This window comes from Natrialba swarupiae (genome assembly GCF_008245225.1).
Lineage (GTDB): Archaea > Halobacteriota > Halobacteria > Halobacteriales > Natrialbaceae > Natrarchaeobius > Natrarchaeobius swarupiae.
The window spans coordinates 1-15,252 of record NZ_VTAW01000011.1 but is presented as its reverse complement, the minus strand read 5'-3'; the positions used below and the strand labels follow the sequence as shown (position 1 = coordinate 15,252).

General features: G+C 62.0%; 14 protein-coding genes, 1 tRNA gene and 1 pseudogene. 7 read left to right on the top strand and 9 right to left on the bottom strand.

All coding sequences use genetic code 11. The features are described 5' to 3' along the window. Positions 1-58: 58 nt before the first annotated feature. Positions 59-1,084, top strand: a complete 1,026-nt coding sequence (locus FYC77_RS10025; RefSeq protein ID WP_149081368.1) for a M48 family metallopeptidase — start codon at positions 59-61, stop codon at positions 1,082-1,084. A 144-nt stretch (positions 1,085-1,228) separates the two neighbouring features. Here the strand turns inward: FYC77_RS10025 and FYC77_RS10020 are convergent, their stop codons facing one another. Then, a complete protein-coding gene (locus FYC77_RS10020; RefSeq protein ID WP_149081367.1) occupies positions 1,229-1,585 on the bottom strand; it encodes a hypothetical protein in 357 nt (118 codons plus the stop codon). A gap of 107 nt (positions 1,586-1,692) precedes the next feature. Continuing rightward, positions 1,693-2,217, bottom strand: coding sequence for a DUF5817 domain-containing protein (locus FYC77_RS10015; RefSeq protein ID WP_149081366.1), 525 nt, complete (start codon positions 2,215-2,217; stop codon positions 1,693-1,695). A 224-nt stretch (positions 2,218-2,441) separates the two neighbouring features. On the opposite strand from FYC77_RS10015, the gene FYC77_RS10010 reads away from it, so the two are divergent. Further along, the gene (locus FYC77_RS10010) at positions 2,442-3,419 is read left to right on the top strand and encodes a GIDE domain-containing protein (RefSeq protein ID WP_149081365.1); all 978 of its coding nucleotides are present in this window, start codon (positions 2,442-2,444) and stop codon (positions 3,417-3,419) included. A 63-nt stretch (positions 3,420-3,482) separates the two neighbouring features. Further along, complete coding sequence (locus FYC77_RS10005) at positions 3,483-3,821, top strand: cupin domain-containing protein (protein ID WP_149081364.1); 339 nt, start codon at positions 3,483-3,485, stop codon at positions 3,819-3,821. 128 nt (positions 3,822-3,949) lie between these two features. On the opposite strand, the gene FYC77_RS10000 is transcribed toward FYC77_RS10005, so the two are convergent. Together FYC77_RS10000 and FYC77_RS09995 are read right to left on the bottom strand one after the other, a co-directional pair. After that, positions 3,950-4,252, bottom strand: a complete 303-nt coding sequence (locus FYC77_RS10000; RefSeq protein WP_149081363.1) for a hypothetical protein — start codon at positions 4,250-4,252, stop codon at positions 3,950-3,952. A gap of 178 nt (positions 4,253-4,430) precedes the next feature. Next, a complete protein-coding gene (locus FYC77_RS09995; protein ID WP_149081362.1) occupies positions 4,431-4,853 on the bottom strand; it encodes a GNAT family N-acetyltransferase in 423 nt (140 codons plus the stop codon). Positions 4,854-4,996: 143 nt separating this feature from the next. Between FYC77_RS09995 and FYC77_RS09990 the strand changes: the two genes are divergently transcribed. Further along, positions 4,997-6,568 carry a type IV pilin gene (locus FYC77_RS09990; protein ID WP_149081361.1) on the top strand — a complete coding sequence of 524 codons (1,572 nt, stop codon included), beginning with the start codon at positions 4,997-4,999 and terminating at the stop codon, positions 6,566-6,568. A gap of 317 nt (positions 6,569-6,885) precedes the next feature. Here FYC77_RS09990 and icd read toward each other — a convergent pair whose 3' ends face one another. After that, the gene (gene icd, locus FYC77_RS09985) at positions 6,886-8,148 is read right to left on the bottom strand and encodes an isocitrate dehydrogenase (NADP(+)) (protein WP_149081360.1); all 1,263 of its coding nucleotides are present in this window, start codon (positions 8,146-8,148) and stop codon (positions 6,886-6,888) included. Between the two features lie 223 nt (positions 8,149-8,371). Continuing rightward, positions 8,372-9,298, bottom strand: coding sequence for a ribonuclease Z (gene rnz / locus FYC77_RS09980; RefSeq protein ID WP_149081359.1), 927 nt, complete (start codon positions 9,296-9,298; stop codon positions 8,372-8,374). A 248-nt stretch (positions 9,299-9,546) separates the two neighbouring features. Between rnz and FYC77_RS09975 the strand changes: the two genes are divergently transcribed. The 3 genes and pseudogenes from FYC77_RS09975 to FYC77_RS21035 all read left to right on the top strand — a co-directional run bounded on the left by FYC77_RS09975 (position 9,547) and on the right by FYC77_RS21035 (position 12,488). Then, positions 9,547-10,683 carry a DUF7282 domain-containing protein gene (locus tag FYC77_RS09975; protein ID WP_149081358.1) on the top strand — a complete coding sequence of 379 codons (1,137 nt, stop codon included), beginning with the start codon at positions 9,547-9,549 and terminating at the stop codon, positions 10,681-10,683. Positions 10,684-10,728: 45 nt separating this feature from the next. Next, a complete protein-coding gene (locus tag FYC77_RS09970; protein ID WP_149081357.1) occupies positions 10,729-11,733 on the top strand; it encodes an AAA family ATPase in 1,005 nt (334 codons plus the stop codon). Positions 11,734-12,225: 492 nt separating this feature from the next. Further along, positions 12,226-12,488 (top strand): annotated as a pseudogene (locus FYC77_RS21035) (hypothetical protein). A 199-nt stretch (positions 12,489-12,687) separates the two neighbouring features. Here the strand turns inward: FYC77_RS21035 and FYC77_RS09960 are convergent. The 3 genes from FYC77_RS09960 to FYC77_RS09950 all read right to left on the bottom strand — a co-directional run bounded on the left by FYC77_RS09960 (position 12,688) and on the right by FYC77_RS09950 (position 14,853). After that, positions 12,688-12,763, bottom strand: a tRNA-Cys gene (locus FYC77_RS09960). A gap of 239 nt (positions 12,764-13,002) precedes the next feature. After that, a complete protein-coding gene (locus FYC77_RS09955) occupies positions 13,003-14,340 on the bottom strand; it encodes a hypothetical protein (protein WP_149081356.1) in 1,338 nt (445 codons plus the stop codon). Between the two features lie 102 nt (positions 14,341-14,442). Further along, positions 14,443-14,853: a hypothetical protein gene (locus tag FYC77_RS09950; protein ID WP_149081355.1), complete on the bottom strand. Its 411-nt coding sequence runs from the start codon at positions 14,851-14,853 to the stop codon at positions 14,443-14,445. Positions 14,854-15,252 lie beyond the last annotated feature (399 nt).

Genomic DNA, 15,252 nt, shown 5'->3' with positions numbered 1-15,252 from the left:
ACACGTCGATCACGTAACGCTATTGGTCGTCGGTTGCACACGTCTCCTCGAGAACAGAATGGGACTCGAGCCGAGTACGCGACCGTGGCTGTTTGCCCGCATGATCGGCTCGTTCGCGATTATGTCGATCGTCGCGCTCACGATCGTATTGTTCGCGGCGGCCGTGATCGGCACCGCCGTCTACCTCGCGATCACCGTCGCGTTCGCGGTGGTGAGAGGCTACGTGCTCTCGTTCGGCGGCGGCGTTCCGGGAGGCGAACTCTGGGGGCTGTGGGTATCGAACGCCGGACCGATCGCGATGGTGATCGGCATCGTCTCACTCCCCCTGTTCTACCGCGACCCCATCAGAGCGGAGATCCGGCGATTCAACGCGGAGATCGGGACCACCGGAACGCTGGCGACGGAACGCCACCCAGAGATCGCGACGATGGCGCGACGCCTGTCCCAGCAGGCGGATATCGCCGAGCCGGAGGTTCGGATCGTCAACCGCCGCCGTCCGGAATCGTACGCACTCGGCGGCCGGTCGAACGGAACGATCGTCATCACCCGTGGCGTCGTCCGGGCGCTCGAGGACGAGGAGATCGAAGCCGTCCTGGCCCACGAGGTGAGCCACCTCGCGAACGGCGATGGTCGGCTCGTCACCCTGCTTCTGGTTCCGATGCTCGTCGCCGAACACCTCGGCTCCCGCGAGCGACCGGCGTTTCAGTTCTTCCACGGGCTGGGCGTTTTCGCCTACGTCGCCCACGTTTTCGTCTGGACCGTGCTGACAGCCGTGACGACGGCGCAACTGCTTGCGTGCCAACTCGGTGTCGGATTCCTCTCTCGCGGGCGCGAGTTCGCGGCGGACAGGGCCGCGGCGGAACTGACCGGCTCGCCGGGCGCGCTCGCGAGCGCACTCGAGACGCTCCACGACGTTCGGGGCCGACCCGACGAGGACCTGCGCGATTTCAGGCGATCCGCGGGTGCACTCGACATCCTCCCACCCGACGAGAAACGGCGTGCCAGCGATCTCTTTCGAACACATCCGACGACCGAACGGCGTATCGCCGTCCTCAGGTCGATGGCCGGGAGCGAGACACACTGATACGGATTGCTGTCCCGATGTCCCGGCACACCCGCCGCCCGGGTCGCGGCTGCGTCGGGAATAACTGAAAGTAATCAGTATGCCAGGACAAGAAAGACAACGAGGCACTCGGGTGCCCCGTCCGCGACGAACCGACGGATCGCGCTACCCAGTGGCGTCGCCGACCGTTCGGCGAGCCCGCAACGTCTTGATCGCCACGTACGCACCGCCGCCTGCGAGCAGGACGATACCCAAGAGTACCTGTGGACCGCTCGAGGCGACCACGACGAACACGAGGCCGACGCCGGCGGCGGCGTGGGCGAGCGCGAAGTCCCGACGACCGTAGGCGCCGTGGAGGACGGCGACGGCGAGAAACGTCGCCGCAAACGAGAGCACCGCAAGCATCCGGGCGTCGACGCCCAGGATCGTCTCGCGGACGAACGTACCGTAGCCGTAGAGGACCAGCGCGAGCACCGTCCCGACGCCGATCGCGAGCTCCTGAACGTCGACCTCCTCCGTCATCGACTCGAGATTCGGCCGCTCGGCCCAAAGTCCTGCCGTTCCCGTCTCGACGGCCGACAGATCCGACCGACGAGCGGACGCCGGCGGTTACCCGCGAAACGTCGCCCCTACAGCGTCCGGTATCGCCCCCCACTCTCGCTAACTGCGCCCCGACGAACGAGTTTCTCGAGGGCGTCCCGGACGTACGAAGCGGAGACGCCGCGTTCGTCGGCGTAGGCAACGATCTCGTCCTCGGTCGGTCTCTCGAGATTCTCGAGCGCCCGTTCGACGATTTCCGTCTTGCTCCCGGTTCGTGACGGGCCTCGCGGGTCGCGGTCGCCGGCCGCTTCGACCTCCTCGACGTCGAGTCCGGACGCCTCGAGGTACTCCGTCTCGTCGACCACGCCGTCAGCGACGTCTCCCTCGAGGTCGGAAAACGAGTCGAGATTCGCGAACGCCTCGCCCTCGCCCTGGCGGTTCGCGAGCATCGAGGCACGAACGTCTCGAGCGTGATTCGCGTCGTCCGTCTCGACGAACTTCTTTCGTTTCTCGTAGGGCCGGCGAGACCCACAGCGAGGACACTGGGTCGTCTCCGATCGTCCCTCGATGATCCAGAGATTCGAACACTCGCTACAGCCGACGACGGCGTACATGTCTTCGAGTGGGTCGTGACGACAGTTCAATCTTCGGCGACCGGACCGGACGTGGCAGGTTGCGAGCGGGCGAGCAGATCCGATGAATCGGATCGGACAGCCGTCGACGCAGACCGGAACCGATCGATACGGCTCGATACCGCCCGACGCCACTCGACCCGAGCCGAGCCGAGATCGGTCGCCGAAGGGGAACGTTTTTCTATCGATCACATCAGCTACGGATAATGATGTCCAGTGTCGTTCCACCGACGGGAACGCTGGTGATCTACGCGTTCGCCGCCGCGTTCCTGCTGGTGTTCGTCGGTATTCCGTTTCTCGCCTGTCTATACTACGTTCGCATCGGGAACGAGTTGCGGATCGTCAGTCGACGGACTCGAGTCGGGGCCTGGGCGGGGTTCGCCGCGTGCATCCTCGTGATGGCCGTCTTCGCTCCCCTTCGCGTTCTCGGGCCGTTTCCCGACTCGGTGTGGTTTTGGCTCGCAGCCGCCTCGTTCGTCGGCGGCGTCGGGTTGCTGACGATCGCCGCGTCGAACGCGGACTGGTATCGGGCGCTCGGGATCGAGTCGGATCGAGCGGGGTTCATCCACGACGGGCCGGTTCGAGTCACGGGCGACGTTCGGCCCGTCGACGACGCGCTCGTCGGACCGTTCTCGGACGAACCCTGTCTGGCGTACGCGGCAAGCGTCCAGGAACGACGGTGGATACCCAACTCGCGAAGCTCCAGCTCTACGATGGTTCCCGTAGCGGTGGACTCAGACGCGACGCAGTTCTACGTGGACGACGGCAGCGGGGAACTCCTGGTCGACCCCGAAGCCGCCGACGTCCTCCCGGCGGATCCGGCGGACGTCTTCGCGCGGGACGTGACGATCGAAGTCGAGGGCGACGAGCGCCCGCCCGCCCACGTCGTAGAACGGGTCGACGAACTCGGAATTGGCTCTACCTCCCGGGATCGGTCGTACCGCGAAGCTCACATTCAACCCGGTGACGAAGTCACCGTCGTCGGACACTGCGAGTCGGTCGGTCACGGCTACGCGTCGAACCGCGTCGTCGCCGATGCGGGCGAGTCACCGGCGTTCGTAGTCGCCACGGGAAGCCTCGAGGACGTCCGGTCGTCGGTCGACATGCTCGTCCGGTGGAACGCGATGGCCGGCAGCGGCCTGACCGCTGTCGGCCTGCTCGCGATGGTCTGGCTGGGACTGTGAGCGGCGACTCTCGGACGGAGTGTTATCGGGAAACGTTTAGCGGAAGGTGATCGTACGCCGTCTATGGAACGCGTTTCCCTCTCCGACCTCGAGCGCACGGAAGCCACAGACGGCGTCCACCTGGCGTTGATGGCCGGCTCCGAGTCGATGAACGTCCAACACTTCGAGATCGAACCCGGTGCAGTCGTCGACGAGCACAGCCATCCCCACGAACAGACAGGGTTCATCTACGAGGGTCAGTTGGTGTTTCTCACCGACGGCGACGAGATCGCCTGTGCGGCGGGGGACTCCTATGCGATCCCGGGCGGACAAGCCCACGCGGTCGAGAACCGCGGCGACGAAGCCGTCCGCGGCGTCGACATCTTCAGCCCGCCCCGGGAGAGCCCGAGCTGGCAGGAGTAATACCTCGACTCGAGCAACGCGTCCCGAGGACGATCAGACGCGGTCGGTGCTCGGCAAACAAGAGCGGTCGGCGACTTTCCGTCCCAACGCTGTCGGGGCCGTGGGAGACGAGCGTCATCGTGAGATCGTCAACCGAAAAATGCGCCGCCCATTCGCCCGGGAGAGAAGTCTTCGTCCTCGTCGTCGTCGTCCGCTTGATCCTCGAGTTCCTCGAGATAGGTGGCCAACTCGTTGGCGTAGATCGCGACCACCGTCCGCGTTTCCTCGTCCTGGATCGCAAACGCCTGGACGATGTAATCGGGGACGTCGAGCGATCCGTCGAGCGTTTCCGCGTACGTCGCAATCGCTCGGAGTTCGTCTTTCGAATGATCGTCGAATCGATCCACGATAAAGTTTGGAACGTCGTCGTAGGGAGTCGGCGGTGTAGGCATGGCTGTCCGCTCGAACGCAACATAGAAAAAGATCACTGATGGTTGTTAGTATCGTCGTCAATATTTGGCGGTATCTGTGAGACCGACAGCGACTGGTGGGTCCATACACGACAACGCTGACCGCTCACAACCGAGCTCACGAAGCGCGGACCTCCCGAGATGCAATCCAGTCTCGCGATTACTTTTGCATTTCGACGTGCGGGATCCCTGCTTCCTCGAACTCCGGGCCGCATCGTTCGTATCCGAGACGCCGGTAGAACTCGGCTACCCGCGTCTGTGAGTGTAAGATGAACGATGACAGGCCGCGCGACTCGGCCTCGTCCTCGAGTGTCTCCATCAGCGCTCGGCCGATCCCTTCCCCCCGGCGCGACTGGACGACCGCGACTCGTTCGACTTTGCCACACTCGCCCGCGAGCGTCCGAAGTCTGGCCGCCCCGATCGGTTCCCCGTCGTCGTAGGCAACGAAGTGAGTCGCCTCGGCATCGTGTTCGTCGTACTCGAGGTCCTCGTCGACGCCCTGTTCCTCGACGAACACGCGGTGGCGAACCGCGAAGGCGTCCGCCCGTTCGCGATCGTTCTCGGCGAGACGTATCTCGACCATCGAACGGCCGTAAGCAGTCCGGCGGCGAGAACGTTACGACCGAACCGGAGAAGATAGAAGGGAGGCCGTGTGTGAATTCCGCGCTCTCGAGTGGCACACGGTAACGAACAATTTTATATGAGTGAGGAGAGTATTTCTAGCAAATGTTTTCTGGAGGGAAGAAAAGACACGCGACGGGAGACGAACGGGCGGTCTCCCCGGTCATCGCCGTCGTGTTGATGATCGCCATTACCGTGGCGGTCGTGACGGTTACCGCGACCGTCCTGATGGGGCTAACCGAGACGCCGGAACCGGCACCGGATACCGGCCTCGAGGTCAAAGAGTCAGCCGATGGTGACGGCTACGAACTGTCCAACTACGCGGGTGACGAACTCGATCCCGACCAGGTCCGACTGGTTGGCAACGAAACCGAGGAGGGCTGGAGCGAGGACGCGTTGCGATCGGGCGAACGCGTGGAACTCGAGCCGACGAACCCGGACGGCGAGATTCGCGTCGTCTGGGAGTCGGAAGACGGCGAAACCCAGCACCTACTGGCGACGTTGACCGTCGACGAGGGGAGCGGCGGTGGTGGCGGCAACGGTGGGAGTCCACCACCCAGTGGACCGCCGGAGAATCCACCGGTCACCGGTAACTGCTCGACGATCCTCAACGATACCGAGATGATCGACGGCAAGGAAGTGATCGTCGTCGAGGAGGTTATCGAGTGCGACATCAACGAACCACATTACGTGCACGTCGTCCGTGGCGGCGGCGTTATCGGCAACATCGGGAACAACAATACCGTAAATGGGTTGATGATAGACGATGGGTTCGTCAACGGCAGCGTCAACACCTACGGTAACGTGAACGTCACCGACGGATACATTACCGAGGCGGCGACCGGTCAACGCGAAGCCCACCTTGAGGACGCGGACCTGTACGACGACCTCACCGTCGATAACGAGGTCGAATCGATCAACAGTGACGTCGAGGGAGAAATCACTGCTGGGTATCGAGTCGCAATCGAAAGCGGAGACGTCGAGGGCGGCATTAGTTCGGAGTACGACGTCGTCGTCCTCACCGATGCGACCGTCGAAGACGACATCACCACGAACGACTGGGTCGAAATTATCGATAGTGATGTGGTTGGAAGTGTCAACGCTTCCGGCGGTGATGCGACGCTTCGCAATGCAAACGTCACCGGGGATCTCGACGCCCAATCCGGTGTCGACATAGCCGACAGTGAGGTCGGCGGAGACGTCAATCCGGACACTGGCGATGCGACGCTTCACAACGCGACTGTCGGCGGCAGTCTCGATGCCGAAAACGGGGTCGAAGCTACCGAGAGTCAGATTAGTGGTGACGTCAGCACGCTGGACGGCGGGAGTGCTGGACCAGCGACCCTCGAGGACGTCGTCGTCGACGGCTACGTCGAGGCAGAGGAGATTACGATCAGGGACAGCCAGGTCGGAGACGTACACGCAATACAAAACCTCGATACGACGATCGAAGGGACGACCGTCGATGGAACAGTCTCGGTGAATCAGGACGTCGACATTCACGACGGGACGGTCGTCGAAGAAGACGTCGAGATCGCCGAAGATTACGGGGAACTCGACCTTGACGATGGGACCGTCGACGGCGATGCGTACGTCGAACCGGGCAACATCCGCTGCAACGGCGACTCCGAAATCAACGGGACTGACTGCGAGGATTACGATCCGCCTGCCGAATAATTGGGGCTGATCCGAGACGATCGACTCCGAACGATCGAGTTCGACACCACCTCTGTTGACGGTCGACCATCGGTACGGGCTGTCGCTGACTAATATCAGTGTCACGACCGACTCCGTTATCCTACTACACACCGGTACAACGGCGGAAGTGACACTCGAGATGGCAGGTTCTGGGTGGAGGGGTGTACAACGAGACGACGAAAGAACAGTAAACCTCAGAGTTTGCGTGGTTTGCCACGCAAGCGGACGGACGCGAGTTGCGACAGCATCTCGATATCGTCAGAACGCCTGCGCGTTCTGACTGCATGAAAAGTTGTCTACGACAACTTTTCAATGTTCGCGACGACTTCCTCGGCGTACTCGCTGGTCGCGAGCTTCTCGGCGTCCTCGAGCTGGCGCTCCAGGTCGTAGGTCACTTTTCCGGAGGAAATCGTCTCTTCGACGGCGTCGCGGACGAGGTCGGCGGCGTCGCTCCAGCCGATGTACTCGAGCATCATACGACCCGAGAGGATCATCGCGGTCGGGTTGACCTTGTCCTGGCCTTCGTATTTGGGTGCGGAGCCGTGGACGGGTTCGGCGAGCAGGCGGCCGTCGCCGAAGTTGGCGCCGGGTGCGATGCCGAGGCCGCCAATCTGGGCGCCGGCGGCGTCGGACATGTAGTCACCGTTTAAGTTCATCGTCGCGATGACGTCGTAGTTGTCCGTTCGCGTAAGAAGCTGCTGGAGCATGTTGTCCGCGATGCGGTCGTTGACGACGACGGCATCGTCTGGCGCTTCGCCGTCGCGTTCCTCCCAGAGGGTGTCCTCGGTGATGACCTCGTCACCGTACTCCTCGTTGGCGACCTCGTAGCCCCAGTCGCGGAACTGGCCCTCGGTGAACTTCATGATGTTGCCCTTGTGGACGAGGGTAACGGAGTCACGGCCGTGCTCTAAGGCATAGTCGATGGCACGGCGGACGAGGCGCTTGGTTCCGAACTCCGTGATCGGCTTGATGCCGATGCCGACGGGGCCGTCGTGGATGACGTCGTCTTCGCCCATCTCCTCTTCGACGAACTCCTTGACCTGCTCGACTTCGTCGGTGCCTTGCTCCCACTCGATGCCGGCGTAGACGTCCTCCGTGTTCTCACGGAAAGTGACCATATCCATCTGTTCCGGCTCGGAGACTGGCGACGGAACGCCGTCCAAGTGGTAGGTCGGACGAACGTTCGCGTAGAGGTCGAGCAGCTTGCGCAGACCGACGTTCAGCGAGCGGAAGCCAGCGCCGACGGGCGTCGTCAGTGGGCCCTTGATCGCGACGCGGTGGTCCTTGATCGCCTCGACGGTCTCGTCGGGGAGGTTCTCGTCGTAGCGCTCGCGGGCGGACTCGCCAGCGTAGACGCGCATCCAGTTGATCTCGTGGCCGGTCGCTTCCGCGGCGGCGTCGAGTACTTTTTGCGCCGCAGGACCGACATCGCTCCCGACGCCGTCACCGTGGATAATCGGGATAATCGGATTGTCAGGAACCTCGAGTTCGTCCTCGGTACCCTCTTTCAGCGTGATCTTCTCTCCCCCTTCAGGGACCTCGATATTCTCGTAACTCATCTCGTGTGTACGGTGCCCCGATGAGGGTAAAAGACCTACCATTTCCGTCTGGGAGGAGCAATCGGTGTCCACGAAACGGCCGGGATCGACCACAGCTCGGATGACAATCGGGGAACGCGGTTCGTCACATCCGAAACACACAATCTATAATGATAAACACGTATGGAACAATTGAAGAGCACTCGCCCCGAGAGAAAGTCGGTCCGTCGGAGCCGGTCGTACGCTATCGGCTGTCGGGGTAGTCGATCTCGAGTGTCTCCCCGTCGTCGGGAACGAACGCGTTCTCGAAAACCGCACGGGCCTGTGTAACGTGGTCACCGACGTCTCCGGCATACCGCGAGGAGAGGTGGATAAGCGCTAACCGCTTTGCGTTCGCCCGATTGGCGATTTCGGCGGCTTGACGCGCCGTCGAGTGCGCCGTCTTCGCAGCGCGGTCGGCACGATTCTCCGCGAACGTCGCGTCGTGAACGAGCAACTCCGGCTCCGCTGCGACCTCGATCGTCGCCGCCGTCGGGCGCGTATCCCCGGTGTAGACGATCGACCGCCCAGGCCGAGGTTCGCCGACGACCTGCTCGGGTTCGACGATCGTTCCGTCCTCGAGTTCGACCGATCGACCCTCGTGGAGTTGTGAGAACTTCGGCCCGGCCGGAACGCCGAGTTCCTCCGCACGCTCGCGGTCGAATCGCCCCTTTCGTTCGTCCTCGACGAGCGCGTAGCCGACCGACCGTGCGTCGTGATCGGTCCCGAACGCCCGAACCTCGTACTCGTCGGCCCGATAGGCAACGTCACCGTCGCCGACCGCGTCGATTCGAACCGGAAACGACGGGCGGCTGTCCAGCGCGTAAACGAGAGACTCGAGTTTGCGACGCGTGCCCCGCGGGGTGTGAATTACGAGTTGATCCTCCCGGTCGTTGAAGTCCATCGTCTGTAACAATCCGGGGATCCCGAGGACGTGGTCGCCGTGGAGATGTGTCACGAACAGATGAGAGATCGAAAACCCCGTTCCGAACCGCATCATCTGGCGCTGGGTCCCCTCACCGGCGTCGAACAGCAACTGGTCGCCTTCGCGGGCGACGAACAACGCGCTCGGATTCCGTTCGGTCGTCGGAATCGCCCCGGCCGTACCCAGAAACGTCACGCGCAGAGACATGCGTTGATCCTCCGGGAGCCGGGGCTAAACCCGCTTCGGATCAACGTGAACGGTTCGACGGATCAGTGGCGGCGAAAACGAGTCGTCGTGGAGGCCGGTTTCGGCTGTGATCGGTGACGATTGGACGGCCGATCGAAACTACCCACCCGGTATCAGGTGATCGAAGAGAACGGCCCGAATCCTGCGAACGGAGGGCGCGTTTTACGTCCCTCCAGTCCCTACCAGAAGACGAGCGACAACACCCCCAGATGAGCACGAGATCGACGTTCGGAACGGTAAAACGCATCGGTGCGATCCTGATCGCTATCGCGATCGTTCTCGCGGCAGGGATCATCGTCGGACAGGCACCTGCGATCTTCGGCATCGACCAGGACCCCGAGGCGTCGATCGTGTTCGACGATCAGCAAGGTGACGGGACGAACGTGACCATCGACGAACTGACTCTCTCCGATGGTGGTTTCGTCGTGATCACCGACGGGAGCACGGATCCGATCGTCGTCTCGGAGTACCTCTCGAGTGGCACACACGAGAACGTCACCGTCGAACTCGAGGAGGACGACGAACCGGAACTGTTCGGCCAGTTGACCGCGACAGTCCACCAGGACACCACCGAGGACGAGACCTACGCCTACGACGAGACGGACGGCGAGGAAGACCGGCCGTATCTCTCGGACGGCTTCCCGGTCAGCGACACCGCCACGGTCACGACGACCGACGACGACGCGCTTACCGACTCGTTCGTAGTCGAATCCCTCGAAATCCCCACGGAAGCCACGACGAACGAAACGATCGATATCGTCGCTGAAATCCGCAATCCGACGGAGTTCGATACCCAGCAATCCGTCGACTTCCGCGTCGACGGCGCGGTCCTCGAGCAACAGGCACTCGAACTGGACGGCGGTGAGACCCGCGAAGTAACGTTCGCGATCAACACGACCGGATCGTCACCCGGCGAACAGACCTTCGGCGTCTACACCGACGGCGACGGCGCTGTCGAACCGATTATCCTCGAGTTCCACACCGAGCCCACAGTCGACATCGTGGACGCGGACGACGAAAACGTTACAGTCAGCGTCGCCATCCCCACGGACGGCTTCGTCGCCATCGAGGACAACGAGTCCGTACTCGGGACGAGCGACGAACTCGGCCCCGGCGAACACGAAAACGTGACGATCGAACTCGAGGAGTCGGTCGACGAGGACGAGGAACTGATCGCGACACTCTACGAGGGAGATCCCGAAGAGCCCGACGGCGCAGAGCCGATCGAACACGACAACGAGACCGTCGAAACCGCGTTCACGATCGCGGACGTGACAGCAGACGACGAGAGCAACGGCGAGAGCGACGATCCCGAAGCCGACGACCAAAGCGACGGAAACGGTTGAGATGGACCGACCGATTCTTACCCGTGCCCTCCCTACCGGAACCCGATGGACGCGCCGCTGTGGACCGACACCCACGCCCCCGAGCTGGCCGAGTTGCCACAGGACGACGCCCGCGAGTATCTAACGCGGGCCGTCGAGGAGCCGATCAATCTCCTCCTGTACGGTCCCCCCGGGAGCGGAAAGACGGCCGCAGCACGCGCACTCGCTCGAGAAGCCCACACCGATCCGGACAACGATCTAGTCGAGATCAACGTCGCCGACTTCTTCGGCCGAACCAAAACCGAGATCAAGAACGACCCCCGCTTCGCCCAGTTTCTCGTCGGGCGATCGAACCTCTCGAAGCGGGACATGATCAACCGCGTCCTGAAAGAGTCTGCGAGTTACGCCGCCGTCTCCGGCGAGTACAAGACGATCCTGCTAGACAACGCAGAAGACGTCCGCGAGGACTTCCAGCAGGCGTTGCGCCGCATCATGGAACAACACCACCGGACCACCCAGTTTATCGTCGCGACACGCCAGCCGACCAAACTGATCCCGCCGATCCGCTCGCGGTGTTTTCCCGTCTCGTTTCGCTCGCCCACGACTGCAGAAACCGTCGACGTCCTCACCCGCATCGTCGACGCGGAAGGCGTCGAGTACGACGAGGACGGCCTCGAGTTCGTCGCCGGCTACGCCAGCGGAAACCTCCGCAAGGCGATCCTCGCGGCCCAGACGACGGTCGAATCCGAAGGTGAACTCTCCATGAGTGCGGCCTACGAGACCATCGGCGAGGTCGGCCTCGACGACGAGATCGAGTCGATGCTCGAGGCCGCCGAAGCCGGCGAGTTTACCGACGCCCGCAAGACCCTCGACGACCTGCTCGTCGACGAAGGACTCGACGGCGAGGAGGTCGTCGAGTCGATTCTCGACGTCGCCCGAAAGCGCTATCAGGGCCGGAAACTCGCCCGCATCCACCGGCTGGCCGCCGACATCGAGTTCGAAATGCACCAGGGGACGAGCGATCGAATTCACGTCTCGCACCTGCTCGCCGAACTGGGTCGGGACGCGTAGTCGACGGCGGATCATCGCGACGGTGTCGATCCCGTCTGCCGCTTCGACCGTCCGTTGGGAATTACATCTGATACCTCGCTCACGAACGAACATCGTCTGCGAGATGCTGAGGGCCCGAGTGAAGGCAGTTTTTAAGCGGAGGGGTGGAACGAGGGTGATTTCAGGAGAGAGCCGTGTCTCGAGCCAGATACGGTCAATCCGAAAGGACGACACTGCGGGAACGGGAGCGGCGGCTACCGGTGGTGGAAAGTATCCACACGACGAGGATACAAAACGATCTCGACCGCGCGGCCCTCGAAAACGCGATCACGGCCCGAATCGGTGCCAAAACAGTTCCAATAGGTCGATTAGCGCTCCGGATCGCGTATACGTTCGATTGCGGTGGGAAAAAGGACGTCGAGGACGGGGTCTACCTCTACACCCTTTGTGAGGACAGTGTCAGTGTGTTCCACCCCGAAGAGTGGGTAACGTGACTCGACGTCGAAACTAAATATGACCGGCTCAAACGCGCGTAAACACCTCGAGGCGAAGCACGAACACAACTGTGAGCAGCGCATCGAGAGCATCAAGCGTTGGGTCGAATACATCGAGTCCGAGCCACCCGAGCGTGGAGACCACAACAGAACGCCGTCATCAACGATCAACTCGGGGCGGTTCAAAGCGTACAGACGTCGGCGGACCACCAACAGCACGTAGAAGACGTAGCGGCGGAGATCCTGGAAATGAGCGACGAGTCCGACGCCGGTTCAACGTAGGCGATCTTCTCGAGAGAGGTCCTCTCGACAACCGCTCATATCGCCTCGAGATGAGAAGTGTTCAGACGAAGTCGTCTTGGGCGTTAGGGGAACGTATGAGAGCCAAGGGCCGGATTTGAACCGGAGGGACCTCGCTTCGCTCGTCCCAGAGTTCAAATCCTGGTTTCGCTTTCGCTCCTCACGGTCGTTCGTCGCAGAAAGCCAAGGGCCGGATTTGAACCGGCGGTGGGCTGCTCTGCAGGCAGCTGCGTTCGGCCGGACTCTGCCACCTTGGCGCGACTAAAAGTTGGCGAGTTGCGCGCATAACGGTTACGGTCCCCAGTGACAGAGACGGGGCTCGAGTCGACGCCGTTAGAACGGGTCGTGGCGCGGACGCCTCGTACGGAATACTGTACCGATGTGCCGCCCGCGGCCCGTCCTTCGATCCCACCGGAACTGATGGACCGCAAACCGCATCAGACAACGGGGCTGTGGATCGCTCAATCGAACGCTCGAACCGATCACCCTCGGGAAATCAGTACAGCTCGCTGAGTACGTCGTCCCGATCGCGGTCCATAAACACCGCAGCCGCAATCGCAACATCGTCTCCACCGCCCTCCGCGGATGCGGAGAGGACGATCTCTAGGTTCTTCGTATCTGTCATCGTCGACGACGTTCCACCCTTTCGGAGGTGACGCCCCTCGATTCGGTTGGACGCGGCCCCACTTCCGTACACGCTCATCGTACTCCCCTCTCCAGAACTGGAGGAGTTAGAGATCGTCCAGACGCCGTCGTTCCAGTCGTATCTGGCCGAAGACGTCGGCTCGATCAGCACGATACCGTCGGCCCCTCGTTCGTGGTGACCGTTCAACTCCTCGTCCTCGAGCGTGTACCAGTAATCACCATCGCCGACGCCATCCGAATCGAACTGGAGAGTGAGCGGATTGTTCCCGCCGTTCTCATCGTCCAGGTATCTAACCTCCAGCCGAACGTTCGTCGCGAAGGTCATCGGATTCGGCAACTCGAATCTGAGCTCGGCATCGTCGGTGTAGTACGTCCGATCGAAGTCGACGAACGTTTCGAAGCGCTGGCCCTCACGCGGAGGATACCAGATGAAGTTCGTCGGATCCCCCTCCTCCGGTCGATCGATACGATCCTCCCTGATCGATCGCGTCCGTACGATAATATGGTTCCACGAGCCAGTCCCCTCTTCGATCTGCCAGGCCCCGTTCTCCGTGGCGTGAAAGTCCCACATCTGGCCCGTCCAGATATTCCGGGAGCCGTTCTCCGTGTACCAGACGACCTCCGTCATATCGACTGGGTTATCGTCGTCGTCCACCCGGAAAACCTCCGGCTGAACGTCGATGTCGAATCGGTTCTGATTCGCCGACGAGTTACCGCAGACCTCGACGAAGCGCCGACAGTGTCTCGCCGTCCCGCCACGGAAGCTGTTGTTGTTGACGTATGCGAAGTCCTCATCGTCCGAACCACCATTGATCGACTCGATCCGAACTGCGGTATCGAACCGGGAAATCGCGTGCCCGATGACCTCGAAAAACTCGACTCTCGCTCGGCTGGACGGATCGTCCGACAGGGTGGCGTCGGGATCGTACGTCTCGCTGTCCGCGTAGAAGTGAAAACACGTTCCCTCCGGGTCGTAGTAGTCGCCGCCGATCGTCCGGCCACCGACGATACGGTTCGCCCGCGTCCCGGAAAAGCCACCGGCTACGTTAGCGTTGATATTCCAGACGTTCGACGTAAACGTATCCTCGATGGCGATCCGCGGCTCGAGGACGGTCGACCCCTCACAGACGTACACACAGTCTTCGTCCTCGTGGACGACGTTTGTCGCACCGTTGAAATCGAAGGTCACCTTCTCCAACACGTTGAGCCCAGTGAAACTGTAAACCTCGTCTGGGTACAGTTTCACCATCCCACCGACCTCTTCGTACGCCTCACCGTCCTCGGCCTCTTCTCACTCTTTGGCCGCTTCGTACACGTCGTCGATCGCCGACTGAACGTCCCCCGGCGAGGCGTAGACGACGCCGTTCGACTCCTGGCTCCGTATCGACTCGAGATAGTTCGTCCCGGGAACCGGATCGGCCAACGTCCCGCCGCCCAGCGGTCGCCACATCTCGGCCGAGTCGTCCCACTGAAAGACGGCGTTCGTATCCGTCGCGTGGTACTTCGCGCCGTCGAACGGCCCCTGATCGGGGCGCGCCTCGAGGGACCCGTCCTCGAGAATTTGAGACTGCAGTTGTTTCCATCCTTCTTCGTCCAGGACGGACCCCCAGCGGTCTTCGAACACCGACGGATCGGCCGCATCGGTCAACACTGCGAGATCACCCCACTCGGTACGCGGCGGATCCGGATAGTGATCGCTCATCGACGGTTACCTCCACCAGGAGACAAACCACGTTCACGGGCCACACCGGATCGATCCGCTCGAGAACGCCCCTCACCAAAACTGGGCGATACGTCGTCCGAAACGGCAGGTCCACTCCACATCCCTGTCAGGAACGAAGTCGGCAGCGAGACACCTGTCGACCGACTCGTCGTCACCGCAGGTTCGATCGTCGCCACACCACGTATTAATTCCATGGAAACGAGACCTAATCCAACCATGATAACAGCTGCTATTCTTTCTCCGCCCACAGAAAGAATGTTATGTCGAGGTGTGTCGAAATGTCACCCTATAGATCACGAAAACGCCACGCCAACACCACAACCAGCCTCCACCCAACTCAAAAAAACTACCCCCACCCCGCAATGATACCCACCCCAC

Bases quoted from the DNA above. Each gene is read 5' to 3' on its own strand.
- FYC77_RS10025 (WP_149081368.1), top strand. From the start codon at position 59: ATGGGACTCGAGCCGAGTACGCGACCGTGGCTGTTTGCCCGCATGATC.
- FYC77_RS10020 (WP_149081367.1), bottom strand. From the start codon at position 1,585: ATGACGGAGGAGGTCGACGTTCAGGAGCTCGCGATCGGCGTCGGGACG.
- FYC77_RS10015 (WP_149081366.1), bottom strand. From the start codon at position 2,217: ATGTACGCCGTCGTCGGCTGTAGCGAGTGTTCGAATCTCTGGATCATC.
- FYC77_RS10010 (WP_149081365.1), top strand. From the start codon at position 2,442: ATGATGTCCAGTGTCGTTCCACCGACGGGAACGCTGGTGATCTACGCG.
- FYC77_RS10005 (WP_149081364.1), top strand. From the start codon at position 3,483: ATGGAACGCGTTTCCCTCTCCGACCTCGAGCGCACGGAAGCCACAGAC.
- FYC77_RS10000 (WP_149081363.1), bottom strand. From the start codon at position 4,252: ATGCCTACACCGCCGACTCCCTACGACGACGTTCCAAACTTTATCGTG.
- FYC77_RS09995 (WP_149081362.1), bottom strand. From the start codon at position 4,853: ATGGTCGAGATACGTCTCGCCGAGAACGATCGCGAACGGGCGGACGCC.
- FYC77_RS09990 (WP_149081361.1), top strand. From the start codon at position 4,997: ATGTTTTCTGGAGGGAAGAAAAGACACGCGACGGGAGACGAACGGGCG.
- icd (WP_149081360.1), bottom strand. From the start codon at position 8,148: ATGAGTTACGAGAATATCGAGGTCCCTGAAGGGGGAGAGAAGATCACG.
- rnz (WP_149081359.1), bottom strand. From the start codon at position 9,298: ATGTCTCTGCGCGTGACGTTTCTGGGTACGGCCGGGGCGATTCCGACG.
- FYC77_RS09975 (WP_149081358.1), top strand. From the start codon at position 9,547: ATGAGCACGAGATCGACGTTCGGAACGGTAAAACGCATCGGTGCGATC.
- FYC77_RS09970 (WP_149081357.1), top strand. From the start codon at position 10,729: ATGGACGCGCCGCTGTGGACCGACACCCACGCCCCCGAGCTGGCCGAG.
- FYC77_RS09950 (WP_149081355.1), bottom strand. From the start codon at position 14,853: ATGAGCGATCACTATCCGGATCCGCCGCGTACCGAGTGGGGTGATCTC.